The organism is Streptomyces sp. NPDC111520, from assembly GCF_055635295.1.
The window spans coordinates 162,711-175,892 of sequence record NZ_JBVKBW010000014.1 but is presented as its reverse complement, the minus strand read 5'-3'; the positions used below and the strand labels follow the sequence as shown (position 1 = coordinate 175,892).

The 13,182-nt window shown below is 69.7% G+C and carries 8 protein-coding genes; 1 reads left to right on the top strand and 7 read right to left on the bottom strand.

Translation table 11 applies throughout. The annotated features are described in order from the left end of the window. Positions 1-324: 324 nt before the first annotated feature. Positions 325-1,506 (bottom strand): S8 family peptidase, encoded by a 1,182-nt coding sequence (locus tag ACZ7MY_RS30135; protein WP_499606445.1) that lies wholly within the window; start codon positions 1,504-1,506, stop codon positions 325-327. 261 nt (positions 1,507-1,767) lie between these two features. Here ACZ7MY_RS30135 and ACZ7MY_RS30130 point away from each other — a divergent pair, with 261 nt between their 5' ends. Then, complete coding sequence (locus tag ACZ7MY_RS30130; protein WP_499606444.1) at positions 1,768-3,816, top strand: PIG-L family deacetylase; 2,049 nt, start codon at positions 1,768-1,770, stop codon at positions 3,814-3,816. A gap of 115 nt (positions 3,817-3,931) precedes the next feature. Here ACZ7MY_RS30130 and tuf read toward each other — a convergent pair whose 3' ends face one another. The 6 genes from tuf to ACZ7MY_RS30100 form a co-directional block, all read right to left on the bottom strand. After that, entirely contained in the window at positions 3,932-5,125 is a 1,194-nt protein-coding gene (gene tuf / locus ACZ7MY_RS30125; RefSeq protein ID WP_319135252.1) for an elongation factor Tu, read from the bottom strand. Positions 5,126-5,285: 160 nt separating this feature from the next. Then, on the bottom strand, positions 5,286-7,415 hold the full coding sequence (fusA, locus tag ACZ7MY_RS30120; protein ID WP_499606443.1) for an elongation factor G: 2,130 nt from the start codon (positions 7,413-7,415) through the stop codon (positions 5,286-5,288). A gap of 42 nt (positions 7,416-7,457) precedes the next feature. After that, positions 7,458-7,928, bottom strand: a complete 471-nt coding sequence (rpsG, locus tag ACZ7MY_RS30115; protein WP_018558864.1) for a 30S ribosomal protein S7 — start codon at positions 7,926-7,928, stop codon at positions 7,458-7,460. Positions 7,929-7,930: 2 nt separating this feature from the next. Continuing rightward, the gene (gene rpsL / locus ACZ7MY_RS30110) at positions 7,931-8,302 is read right to left on the bottom strand and encodes a 30S ribosomal protein S12 (RefSeq protein WP_014144289.1); all 372 of its coding nucleotides are present in this window, start codon (positions 8,300-8,302) and stop codon (positions 7,931-7,933) included. Between the two features lie 299 nt (positions 8,303-8,601). Next, positions 8,602-9,033, bottom strand: a complete 432-nt coding sequence (locus ACZ7MY_RS30105) for a DUF1707 and DUF4190 domain-containing protein (protein ID WP_499606442.1) — start codon at positions 9,031-9,033, stop codon at positions 8,602-8,604. 182 nt (positions 9,034-9,215) lie between these two features. Next, a complete protein-coding gene (locus tag ACZ7MY_RS30100; protein ID WP_499606441.1) occupies positions 9,216-13,115 on the bottom strand; it encodes a DNA-directed RNA polymerase subunit beta' in 3,900 nt (1,299 codons plus the stop codon). Positions 13,116-13,182: the final 67 nt, after the last annotated feature.

The following is a 13,182-nucleotide window of genomic DNA, read 5'->3' as shown; positions in this document are numbered from 1 at the left end:
GTCTTCTCCGACCCACGCGGTCGGGCGTGTCGCTTCCCTTCCCTTAAATCTCCGCATGGCGGAGACCCTCAGGGAGGGGATACGTGGGAGAAGACACCCACCGAGCACCTGGCGAGCACCCCGCTGACGCTTCCCGGAAGATTCCCGTACGTCCGTCCCGCGAGGGACGACGAGTACTGTGGGACTCGCTTCCGGTCCTCCCGACGGGAGGCGCGCAGCATCGGCGCTCGACCGAGCAACCCGGCTAGTCTGCCATACCGGACGCGTCGGACGCCAATCGGGGCGCAGTACCTTACCCCCCGCCCCCGTTCCTCCAAACCCGGGTCACAGTCCGGATGTGTAGACCAGCAGCCGCGGGGTGCCCGCCGGGGCGTCGACCGGGACGCCAGGGGTGGCGTTGGCCAGCAGCCAGGCGGCGAGGGAGGGCGTGGAGGCGTCCCCGAAGGTGTCCTTGTAGAGCGCCGCCACCCCGGTCACGTGCGGTGCGGCCATCGAGGTACCGCTCATGCGGACCAGGCCGCCCCCCATGGCCGCGGAGGTGATCCCCGTGCCGGGGGCACTGATGTCCACGCAGCCGCCCCAGTTGCTGAACGACGCCTTGTGGTCGGTCTCGTCGGTCGCCGCGACGGTGAACGCGCCGGGCGCCCCCGCCGGGGAGACCTCGCAGGCGTCCTCGTCGGAGTTGCCCGCGGCGACGACCGGGAAGACGCCCGCGGCGGCCAGGCCCTCCACCGCGCGGTCGGCCGTCTCGCTGCGCGCGCCGCCGGTCGACAGGTTGGCGACCGCCGGCTTCACCGCGTGCTCGGCCACCCAGTTCATCCCGGCGACCACCGTGGCCACCGAACCGCGCCCGTCGCAGCCCAGCACCCGCACCGAGACCAGCTTCGTCGCCCGGGCGACCCCGGTGGTGGCGCCGCCGACCGTCCCCGCGACGTGCGTGCCGTGCCCGTTGCAGTCGGCGCCGTTCCCGCCGTCCCCCACCGCGTCGAACCCCGGCACCGCCCGCCCGCCGAACTCCGCGTGCCCGAAGTCGATGCCCGTGTCGATCACGTACGAGGTGACCTCGGCGCCCGTCGCCCGCACGCCGAAGGCGGCGCCGTCGCGGGCCCGGCTGCCGATCCGGGCCAGGCCCCAGGACACCTCGGCGGCGGCCGCGGCCGTCTGCGTGTCCGGCTTCGGCGCCGCGACCTCGGCGTCCTGCTCCACGGTCTCCACCCCCGGCACCGCGCGCAGCCGGGAGACCTGCCCGTCGGTCAGCCGGGCGGCGAAGCCCACCAGCGCGCTGGTGAACGTGAACATCGCCCGCGCCTCGACGCTGCGCAGCACCGAGCCCGGGTCGGTGCCCGGCCGCAGCATCACCAGGTACTGCCCGGTGATGCCGCCGTGCGCCGCCATCCGCAGCGGGGCCCCGGGCGGCTCCGGCGCCGCGGCGGCCCCGCCGAGGGCGGGCAGGACGGCCGTCAGGACGGCGGCGACGACCACTGCCCGGCGCTGGGACAGGCGCATGGCGGGGCTCCTCGGGAACTCGTACGGGTGTGCACCGAACGTCACAAGTCGTAACACCGAGTGCTCAGGCCCTGCTCGCGCAGCGCGCCAATCGGGCGAGCGGGCGCGGCGGTCCGCCGCCACGCGGACACGCCGTCACGCGGACACGCCGTCACGCCGCCGGGTCAGGTGTCGCCCCGGTGACGTACGCGCGTCGCCCGAGTGGCGCACGCCGCAGGGGCGTCCGGCAACCTCGCGGACGGAACGGCCCTCTAGCCGGGCGTGAAGATCGTTGCCACCCGCCGGCGCCTCCTCTCCGCCGCAGCCGCCCTCGCCGCCGGCACCGCGGCCGCCGCCGTGGGCGGCTGCGCCCGGCCCGGGACCGCCGCGACCGGTCCGGCGCCCGGGCCCCTGGCGTTCCGAGCCGTGCCCGCCCGGGCACGGCTGCTGCAGGTGCTGGCGCACCCCGACGACGAGCTGTACTTCATGAATCCGGACACCGTGCAGCTCGTCGAGGCGGGCGTCCCCGTGGTGTCGGTCTACGTCACCGCGGGCGAGGCGCACGGCGTCAACCGCCCACCGGGGCAACCCCGTCCGGCCCCCGACAAGGCCGCCTACTCCGCCGCCCGCCACCAGGGACTGCGGCAGGCCTACGCCGCGATGCTCGGCACCGACGTCTTCACGCCCTGGCGGCGCGGCACCACACGGCTCGCCCACGGCCTCACCGCCGAGGTCGACACGCTGCGGGTGCGCGGCCGCGAGGCGGTGCTGGTCTTCCTCAACCTCGCCATGCACGGCACGACCGTCAGGGTCGGGCTGCCGCAGTTGTGGCAACTGCCCGGCATGACGCTGCCGACCTTCACCTCGGCGGGCTCACCGAACGCCACCAAGGGCACCTACACCCACGAGCTCCTGGTGGACGTGCTCGCCGGCCTGCTGCGCCGCCACCGGCCCACCGTCGTCCACACGCTCGACCCCGACCCGGACCTGGAGGCCAACGGGGCCACCTGGCGACGGGACATCGAGCAACTCGGCTACAGCGACCACTGGGACCACACCGCGACCGCGCTGTTCACATGGAAGGCGATCGCCCGGTACGCCGACACCGTGGCCCGCGAGGAAGGCGTCGCGCCCGCCTTCCTGACGACGGCCTACCGCGGCTACTACAACCGCCACTGGCCCCATAACCTCCCGCCCGCGCTGCTGCGCCGCAAGGCCGGCTACCTCGCGCCGTACGGCGGCGCCCCGGACTGGCCGTGCGGCGACCCCTCCGGCTGCGGCGACTACCAGGTCGGCCTGGGCAGGCCGTTGACCAACCGCAAGGGCTGGGTGCGCAGCACCCACTACCGGCACCCCGGCACCCGCCTCGTGCCGGGCACCGACGCGCGGGGGCGGCTGGTCGCCCACGGCGTGCTCGGCACGCGGGCGGTGCGCTGGCGGGAGACCGCCCCCGGCAGCGGGCGCTGGGGCCCGCCGCGGGACCTGGGCGGCGGACCGCTCGCCCCCGCGCTGAGCGTCGTCACCGACCCGGTGGGCGGCGGGCCGCTGCTGTTCGCGCTGCGCTTCGCCTCGCTGGAGAGCGACCGGGCGGCCGACACCCGCGACGTGGTGGTGCTGGAGGAGGGCCGCGACTGGCAGGGGCTCGGCTGCCCCGAGGACGACCCGGACCGGGGCCGCAGGATCGGCGTGCCCGTCGCGGTGGCTGCGCCGGACGGCCGGGTGCACCTGTTCGTGCGCAACGCCGCCAAGGGCCTGAGCACCCGCGTGCGAGACCCGGAAGGCGGCTGGTCCGGCTGGCGGGACCTGGGCGGCGGCGAGGTGCAGGACGGGCTGAGCGCGGTCGTGGACCACGAGGGGCGGGTGCATGTGTTCGCCGCCGGACGCACCGCCGTCCACCACTGGTCCCAGGACGCGCCGGGCCGGCCGCTCGCCTGCCGGGCGCTGACCGCACTGCCGGTCCCCGCCGATCCCCCGGCCGCCGCGGCGGAGCCCGACGGCTCCCTGTCGCTGGCGTACCGGCCGCCCGCGAGCGACGAACTCCTCGTCCACCGGCTCGGCCTCGTCCGCGCGGCGCTCGGGTCGGACCGTACCCGGCACTTCGACGGCTACGGCCCCCTCGCCCTGGCCCACGGGCTGCTCGCCGGCCGCGCCGGCGACGGCACCGCCCACGTCGCCGGCCTCGCGCACCCGGCCGCCGCGGCCCGCCCGGGCGCCCCCGGGTACGGGTTCCCGGCGCTGCACACCGGCCCCGGGGACCGGCCGGCCGTCGTGGGCTTCGGTACGGACGCGACGCCCTGGATCTGGCGGCCGCGACTGCGCACCCCGGTGTGAGGACCCGTCCCGACCCGTCCCCGGAACGACGGCGAGGGCCCCGGCCCACCGCGTGAACGGTGGGCCGGGGCCCTCGTACGGCTCGCCTACGGCAAGCGGCAGATCGCCGGGATCCTTACTTGAGGATCTTGGTGACCTGGCCGGCGCCGACGGTCCGGCCACCCTCGCGGATGGCGAACTTGAGGCCCTCCTCCATGGCGATCGGCTGGATCAGCGCGACCGTCATGGCGGTGTTGTCGCCCGGCATGACCATCTCGGTGCCCTCGGGGAGGGTCACGACGCCGGTCACGTCCGTGGTACGGAAGTAGAACTGCGGGCGGTAGTTGTTGAAGAACGGGGTGTGACGGCCACCCTCGTCCTTCGACAGGATGTAGGCCTGGGCCTCGAAGTCGGTGTGCGGCGTGACCGAACCCGGCTTGATGATGACCTGGCCGCGCTCGACGTCCTCGCGCTTGATGCCGCGGAGCAGCAGACCGACGTTCTCACCGGCCTGGCCCTCGTCGAGCAGCTTGCGGAACATCTCGATGCCGGTGACCGTGGTGGTGGTCTTCTCGGTCTTGATGCCGATGATGTCGACGGTCTCGTTGACCTTGAGGATGCCGCGCTCGATACGACCGGTGACGACGGTGCCACGACCGGTGATCGTGAAGACGTCCTCGATCGGCATCAGGAACGGCTTGTCGACGTCGCGCTCCGGGGTGGGAACGGCCTCGTCCACGGCCTTCATCAGGCCGAGGAGCTTCTCGCCCCACTCCTTGTCGCCCTCCAGCGCCTTCAGCGCGGAGACGCGGACGACCGGCAGGTCGTCGCCCGGGAACTCGTACTCGGAGAGCAGCTCACGGACCTCGAGCTCGACGAGCTCCAGGATCTCCTCGTCGTCCACCATGTCGGCCTTGTTCAGGGCGACGACGATGTACGGAACGCCGACCTGGCGGGCCAGGAGCACGTGCTCCTTGGTCTGCGGCATCGGGCCGTCGGTGGCGGCGACCACCAGGATGGCGCCGTCCATCTGCGCGGCACCGGTGATCATGTTCTTGATGTAGTCCGCGTGACCGGGGCAGTCGACGTGGGCGTAGTGGCGCGCCTCGGTCTGGTACTCGACGTGCGCGATGGAGATGGTGATACCGCGCTGGCGCTCCTCGGGAGCCTTGTCGATCTGGTCGAAGGCCGAGGCCTCGTTCAGGTCCGGGTACGCGTCGTGCAGCACCTTGGTAATGGCGGCCGTGAGGGTCGTCTTACCGTGGTCGATGTGACCGATGGTGCCGATGTTGACGTGCGGCTTAGTCCGCTCGAACTTCGCCTTCGCCACTGGGGTCCTCCTGTGGAGTTGCTGTACGCCTTACTTCATCGGCGCCAGGGTGATCTTTGCTGGGTTACGGGCGGCCGGGGCATCCGACGCTCCCCTTGCGGTTCGCGGCGGAATGCCCCCAAGCCTCCCGGTCAAGCCTAGTGCGGGAACAACTGCTGGATTACTCGCCCTTGGCCTTCGCGATGATCTCCTCGGCGACGTTCTTGGGAACCTCGGCGTAGGAGTCGAACTGCATCGAGTAGCTCGCGCGACCCGACGTCTTGCTGCGGAGGTCGCCGACGTAGCCGAACATCTCCGACAGCGGCACCAGGCCCTTGACGACCCGGGCGCCACTGCGCTCCTCCATGGCCTGGATCTGGCCACGGCGGGAGTTGAGGTCGCCGATGACGTCGCCCATGGACTCCTCGGGCGTGGTGACCTCGACGGCCATCATCGGCTCGAGGAGGACGGGGCTCGCCTTGCGGGCGCCCTCCTTGAAGGCCTGCGAACCGGCGATCTTGAACGCCAGCTCGGAGGAGTCGACCTCGTGGTAGCCACCGTCGAGAAGGGTGACGCGGACGCCGACCATCTCGTAGCCGGCCAGGATGCCGAACTTCATGGCCTCCTGGGCACCGGAGTCCACCGACGGGATGTACTCGCGGGGGATGCGGCCACCGGTGACCTTGTTGACGAACTCGTAGGAGGCGTCTCCGCCCTCCAGCGGCTCCAGCGCGATCTGCACCTTCGCGAACTGGCCGGTACCGCCGGTCTGCTTCTTGTGCGTGTAGTCGATCCGCTCGACCGCCTTGCGGATGGTCTCGCGGTAGGCGACCTGGGGCTTGCCCACGTTCGCCTCGACCTTGAACTCGCGCTTCATGCGGTCGACCAGCACCTCGAGGTGCAGTTCGCCCATGCCGCCGATGATCGTCTGGCCGGTCTCCTCGTCCGAGTGGACCTGGAAGGAGGGGTCCTCCTCCGAGAGACGCTGGATGGCGACACCCAGCTTCTCCTGGTCGCCCTTGGACTTGGGCTCGATCGCGACCTGGATGACCGGCGCCGGGAAGTCCATGGACTCCAGGATCACCGGGTTCTTGTCGTCGGACAGCGTCTCACCGGTGGTGGTCTGCTTCAGGCCCATGACGGCGACGATGTCGCCGGCGCCCACCGACTCGATCTCCTCACGCTTGTTCGCGTGCATGCGGTAGATCTTGCCGATGCGCTCCTTCTTGCCCTTGACGGAGTTCAGCACGGAACTGCCGGACTCCAGGCGGCCCGAGTACACCCGGACGAAGGTGAGCTTGCCGAGGTGCGGGTCGCTCATGATCTTGAACGCGAGGCCGGAGAAGGGCTCGTCGTCCGACGGCTTGCGCTTGATGATCTGCTCGGCGTCGCCGACCGCGTGGCCCTCGATGGCCTCGACGTCCAGCGGCGACGGCAGGTAGCGCACGACCGCGTCGAGCAGGGGCTGGACGCCCTTGTTCTTGAACGCGGTGCCGCAGAACACCGGGGTGACGGTGACGGAGCCCGCGCCGCCCTTGGAGGCGAGGGTGATGCGGCGGATGGCCGCCATCAGCTGCTCCTGGCTGGGCTCGGTGCCCTCCAGGTACAGCTCCATCATCTCTTCGTCGTTCTCCGCGACGGCCTCGAGCAGCTTGCCGCGCCACTCGTCGGCGGCCTCGGTGTGGGTCTCCGGGATGTCGACGATGTCGTACATCTCGCCCTTGGTGGCCTCGGCGGACCACACGAGGGCCTTCATCTGGACGAGGTCGACCACGCCCTTGAAGTCGGCCTCGGCACCGATCGGCAGCTGCATGACCAGCGGAACCGCACCGAGGCGGTCCACGATCATGTCGACGCAGCGGTGGAACTCGGCGCCGGTGCGGTCGAGCTTGTTGACGAAGCAGATGCGCGGCACACCGTAGCGGTCCGCCTGACGCCAGACGGTCTCGGACTGCGGCTCGACACCGGCGACACCGTCGAACACCGTCACGGCACCGTCGAGCACGCGCAGCGAGCGCTCCACCTCGACGGTGAAGTCGACGTGACCCGGGGTGTCGATGATGTTGATGGTGTGGTCGACGTTCTCCAGCGGCCAGTGGCAGGTCGTCGCGGCCGACGTGATCGTGATGCCGCGCTCCTGCTCCTGCTCCATCCAGTCCATGGTGGCAGCGCCGTCGTGGACTTCGCCGATCTTGTACGAGACACCGGTGTAGAACAGGATCCGCTCGGTGGTCGTCGTCTTGCCCGCGTCGATGTGGGCCATGATCCCGATGTTGCGGACCCTGGCCAGGTCAAGTGAAGTGGTAGCCATAAGGCTTCAGTCTTCTCTCGGTTCTCTCGATGGGGGCGCGGACTACCAGCGGTAGTGCGCGAAGGCCTTGTTGGACTCGGCCATCTTGTGGGTGTCCTCGCGACGCTTGACCGCGGCGCCCAGACCGTTGCTGGCGTCCATCAGCTCGTTCATCAGACGCTCGGTCATGGTCTTCTCGCGGCGGGCGCGGGAGTAACCCACCAGCCAGCGCAGCGCCAGGGTGTTGGCGCGGCCGGGGCGGACCTCGATCGGCACCTGGTAGGTCGCGCCACCGACACGGCGGGACTTGACCTCCAGGGAGGGCTTGACGTTCTCCAGGGCGCGCTTGAGCGTGATGACCGGGTCCTGCCCGGTCTTCTCGCGCAGGCCCTCGAGGGCGCCGTACACGATGCGCTCGGCGGTGGAGCGCTTGCCGTGCAGCAGGATCTTGTTGACGAGCGACGTCACCAGAGGAGAACCGTAGACCGGGTCGATGATGACCGGGCGCTTCGGGGCGGGGCCCTTACGAGGCATTCTTACTTCTCCTTCTTGGCGCCGTAGCGGCTGCGGGCCTGCTTGCGGTTCTTGACACCCTGGGTGTCGAGCGAGCCGCGGATGATCTTGTAGCGAACACCCGGCAGGTCCTTCACACGGCCACCACGCACGAGCACGATGGAGTGCTCCTGCAGGTTGTGACCCTCACCCGGGATGTAAGCGGTGACCTCGATGCCGCTGGTCAGTCGCACACGAGCGACCTTGCGCAGGGCAGAGTTCGGCTTCTTCGGGGTGGTCGTGTAGACGCGCGTGCAGACGCCGCGGCGCTGGGGGGAGCCCTTCAGCGCAGGCGTCTTGTTCTTCTCGACCTTGTCCTGCCGGCCCTTTCGGACCAGCTGCTGGATCGTAGGCACCGTTTCTCCGGTTTCTGTGTGCCGACTCGATACTTCTAACCTGGGGTTTCAGCGGCTCACGCCGACCCACGCGGTCGGGTGTGTCGCGCACCTCATACGATTTCCGTCGAAGCGAAAATGCGTATTTGTCGGCGTATCGGCCTCGGTGTCCCGTACGGACAAGTGCACGCACGAGAACCCGGGCACACCCCAGGCACAAGGTCAGAGCGTACCCAGCGCTCAGCCTTCGGTCAAAACATATGGTCTCGGCCGATGCCGCACCCTCCCGCCGGGCCCCTCCGGGGCTCGCGTGAACGCACTCAGCCGTGACTGACCGCCACTACCACCATAACGACGATCGCGGTGATCGCGACCGTGAACGCGGTCAGAAGGTATCCCATCACCAGACCGCACACCGCGAGCGCGTCGCCCCGCTCACCCGTGCGCCGGATCTCCCGCCGCGCCATGTGTCCCAGCACCACGGCCGGTATCCCCGGGACCAGCAGCCCGAACATCCCCACCGCGCCGCAGACCAGCGAGGCGACCGCCTTGGCGTTGACGGGCGGTGGCGGCGTGGGCAGCCGGCGGGGGCGCGGGATGTCCGCGGTGAGTCCGTACAGCTCCTGGAAGGTCACCGCCTGGTAGGCCAGCCCGACCCGGTCCTCGAACTCCGGCTGGGTCAACCGGCCTTCGGCGAACGCCACCTTGAGCACGTCCACCGTACGCTCACGATCATCGTTGGCAGCCCGCATCGCTCCATTATGCCCGGAAAACCACGTTCCGAGGGTGTCCCGTCGCACGGTCGGCCGGACCGTGCCGCCCCTCCCCCGGCCGGACCGCCCCGCAGGGCCCCACAGGCCCTTCAGGGAAGGCGGAAAGCCGCTGGGCGGCCACCCCCGAAGGGATGGCCGCCCAGCGGCTTCGAGCGGACGACTCAGCCGTTGTACGGGCCGTAGTCGTAGTCCTCCAGCGGGACGGCCTGGCCGGAGCCGGTGCCGAACGGGCTGTAGTCGATGTCGTCGTAGCCGACGGCCGAGTACATCGCGGCCTTGGCCTCCTCGGTCGGCTCGACCCGGATGTTGCGGTAGCGGGACAGACCCGTACCGGCCGGGATGAGCTTGCCGATGATGACGTTCTCCTTGAGGCCCAGCAGGGAGTCGGACTTGGCGTGGATCGCCGCGTCCGTCAGGACCCTGGTCGTCTCCTGGAAGGAGGCGGCCGACAGCCAGGACTCGGTGGCCAGCGAGGCCTTGGTGATACCCATCAGCTGCGGACGGCCGGAGGCCGGGTGGCCACCCTCCGCCACGACCCGACGGTTCTCGGTCTCGAAGCGGCCGCGCTCGACCAGCTCGCCCGGCAGCAGCTCCGCGTCGCCGGACTCGATGATCGTCACCCGGCGGAGCATCTGCCGGATGATGATCTCGATGTGCTTGTCGTGGATCGACACGCCCTGCGAGTTGTAGACCTTCTGGACTTCCCCGACCAGGTGGACCTGGACGGCCCGCTGACCCAGGATGCGCAGCACGTCGTGCGGGTTGGTGGCACCCACGGTCAGCTTCTCGCCGACCTCGACGTGGTCGCCCTCGCCGACCATCAGACGGGCACGCTTGGAGATCGGGTAGGCGATCTCCTCGGCACCGTCGTCCGGGGTGATGACGATCTTCTTGGTCTTCTCGGTCTCCTCGATCCGGATGCGGCCGGCCGCCTCCGAGATCGGGGCGACACCCTTGGGGGTACGCGCCTCGAAGAGCTCGACGACACGCGGCAGACCCTGGGTGATGTCGTCACCGGCCACACCACCGGTGTGGAAGGTACGCATCGTCAGCTGGGTGCCGGGCTCACCGATGGACTGGGCGGCGATGATGCCGACCGCCTCGCCGATGTCCACCAGCTTGCCGGTCGCGAGCGAACGGCCGTAGCACATCGCGCAGGTGCCCACCGCGGACTCGCAGGTCAGGACCGAGCGGGTCTTGACCTCCTCGACGCCGTTGTGGATGAGCTGCTCGATGAGCACGTCGCCCAGGTCGGTGCCGGCCGTGGCCAGCACCTTGCCGTCGACCACGACGTCCTCCGCGAGGCAGCGCGCGTACACGCTGGTCTCGACGTCCTCCGTCTTGCGCAGCGAACCGTCCTCGGCACGCTCGGCGATCGCCAGCTTGAGGCCGCGCTCGGTGCCGCAGTCCTCCTCGCGGATGATGACGTCCTGGGAGACGTCGACCAGACGACGCGTCAGGTAACCGGAGTCGGCGGTACGCAGGGCGGTGTCCGCGAGACCCTTACGGGCACCGTGGGTGGAGATGAAGTACTCCAGCACGGTGAGACCCTCACGGAACGACGCCTTGATGGGCCGCGGGATGGTCTCGTTCTTCGCGTTGGACACCAGGCCACGCATACCCGCGATCTGACGCATCTGCATCATGTTTCCGCGGGCGCCCGAGTCGACCATCATGAAGATCGGGTTGGTCTTCGGGAAGTTCGCGTTCATCGCCTCGGCGACCTCGTTGGTCGCCTTGGTCCAGATCGCGATCAGCTCCTGCGTGCGCTCGTCCTTGGTGATCAGACCGCGCTCGTACTGCTTCTGGACCTTCTCGTCCTGTGCCTCGTAGCCCGCGATGATGGCCTTCTTGGCCTCGGGCACGACGACGTCGGAGATGGCCACGGTGACACCGGAACGGGTCGCCCAGTGGAAGCCGGACGCCTTCAGGTTGTCGAGCGTCGCCGCCACGATGACCTTCGGGTAGCGCTCGGCGAGGTCGTTGACGATCTCGGAGAGCTGCTTCTTGCCGACCGGGTAGTCCACGAACGGGTAGTCCTCGGGCAGCAGCTCGTTGAAGAGCGCACGGCCCAGGGTCGTGTTCAGCCGGAAGGAGTCACCGAGCTGCCAGGGCTCCTCGCCCTCGACGTCCGCCGGCGGGGTCCAGCCACGCGGCGGGACGGTCCCGATCGGGAACCGGATGTCGATCCTCGACTGCAGCGAGAGCTCGCGCGCGTCGAAGGCCATGATCGCCTCGGCGGTCGAGCCGAACGCCCGGCCCTCGCCCCGGAGCTCGCGCTCCTCCGCGTCCGTGGTGAGGAAGAACAGACCCAGGACCATGTCCTGCGTCGGCATCGTCACCGGACGGCCGTCGGCGGGCTTGAGGATGTTGTTCGAGGACAGCATCAGGATGCGGGCCTCGGCCTGCGCCTCCGCGGACAGCGGCAGGTGCACGGCCATCTGGTCGCCGTCGAAGTCCGCGTTGAACGCGGTGCAGACGAGCGGGTGGATCTGGATGGCCTTGCCCTCGACCAGCTGCGGCTCGAAGGCCTGGATGCCCAGGCGGTGCAGGGTCGGCGCACGGTTCAGCAGCACCGGGTGCTCGGCGATGACCTCTTCGAGCACGTCGTACACGACCGTGCGGCCGCGCTCGACCATGCGCTTGGCCGACTTGATGTTCTGCGCGTGGTTGAGGTCCACCAGGCGCTTCATCACGAACGGCTTGAAGAGCTCCAGCGCCATGGCCTTGGGCAGACCGCACTGGTGCAGCTTGAGCTGCGGGCCGACGACGATGACCGAACGGGCCGAGTAGTCGACGCGCTTGCCGAGCAGGTTCTGACGGAACCGGCCCTGCTTGCCCTTGAGCATGTCGGACAGCGACTTCAGCGGACGGTTGCCGGGGCCCGTGACCGGGCGACCACGACGGCCGTTGTCGAAGAGCGCGTCCACGGCCTCCTGGAGCATGCGCTTCTCGTTGTTCACGATGATCTCGGGGGCACCGAGGTCGAGGAGGCGCTTGAGGCGGTTGTTGCGGTTGATGACGCGGCGGTACAGGTCGTTCAGGTCGGAGGTCGCGAAGCGGCCACCGTCCAGCTGCACCATCGGACGCAGGTCCGGCGGGATCACCGGGACGCAGTCCAGCACCATGCCCTGGGGCTTGTTGGTGGTCTGCAGGAAGGCGGAGACGACCTTGAGGCGCTTGAGCGCACGGGTCTTCTTCTGGCCCTTGCCGGTACGGATGATCTCGCGGAGCTTGGCGGCCTCCTCGTCCAGGTCGAAGGACTCCAGGCGCTTCTGCAGCGCCGCGGCACCCATCGAACCCTGGAAGTAGGTGCCGAAGCGCTCCCGCAGCTCGCGGTAGAGCAGCTCGTCACCCTCCAGGTCCTGGACCTTGAGGTTCTTGAAGCGGGACCACACCTCGTCGAGGCGGTCCAGCTCGCGCTGGGCACGGTCGCGCAGCTGCTTCATCTCACGCTCGGCGCCCTCGCGCACCTTGCGGCGCACGTCGGACTTGGCGCCCTCGGCCTCCAGCTCGCCGAGGTCGGCCTCGAGCTTCTTCTGCCGGGACTCGATGTCCGCGTCACGGCGCTGCTCGATCTGCTGGCGCTCGACGGAGACCTGGGCCTCCAGCGAGGACAGGTCGCGCGTGCGCCGCTCGTCGTCCACCCACGTGATCATGTAGGCGGCGAAGTAGATGACCTTCTCGAGGTCCTTCGGGGCGAGGTCGAGCAGGTAGCCCAGCCGCGACGGAACGCCCTTGAAGTACCAGATGTGGGTCACGGGAGCGGCCAGCTCGATGTGGCCCATCCGCTCACGACGCACCTTGGCGCGAGTGACCTCGACGCCGCAGCGCTCGCAGATGATGCCCTTGAAGCGGACACGCTTGTACTTGCCGCAGTAGCACTCCCAGTCCCGGGTGGGGCCGAAGATCTTCTCGCAGAAGAGTCCGTCCTTCTCGGGCTTCAGGGTGCGGTAGTTGATGGTCTCAGGCTTCTTGACCTCGCCGTGGGACCACTGCCGGATGTCGTCCGCGGTCGCAAGGCCGATCCGCAGCTCGTCGAAGAAGTTGACGTCGAGCACTTTGTCGTCAATCCCTCTTTCGGGGTCGAAAGTCAAACATGTCTGAACGGTCCGGGGGAGGCGGGGA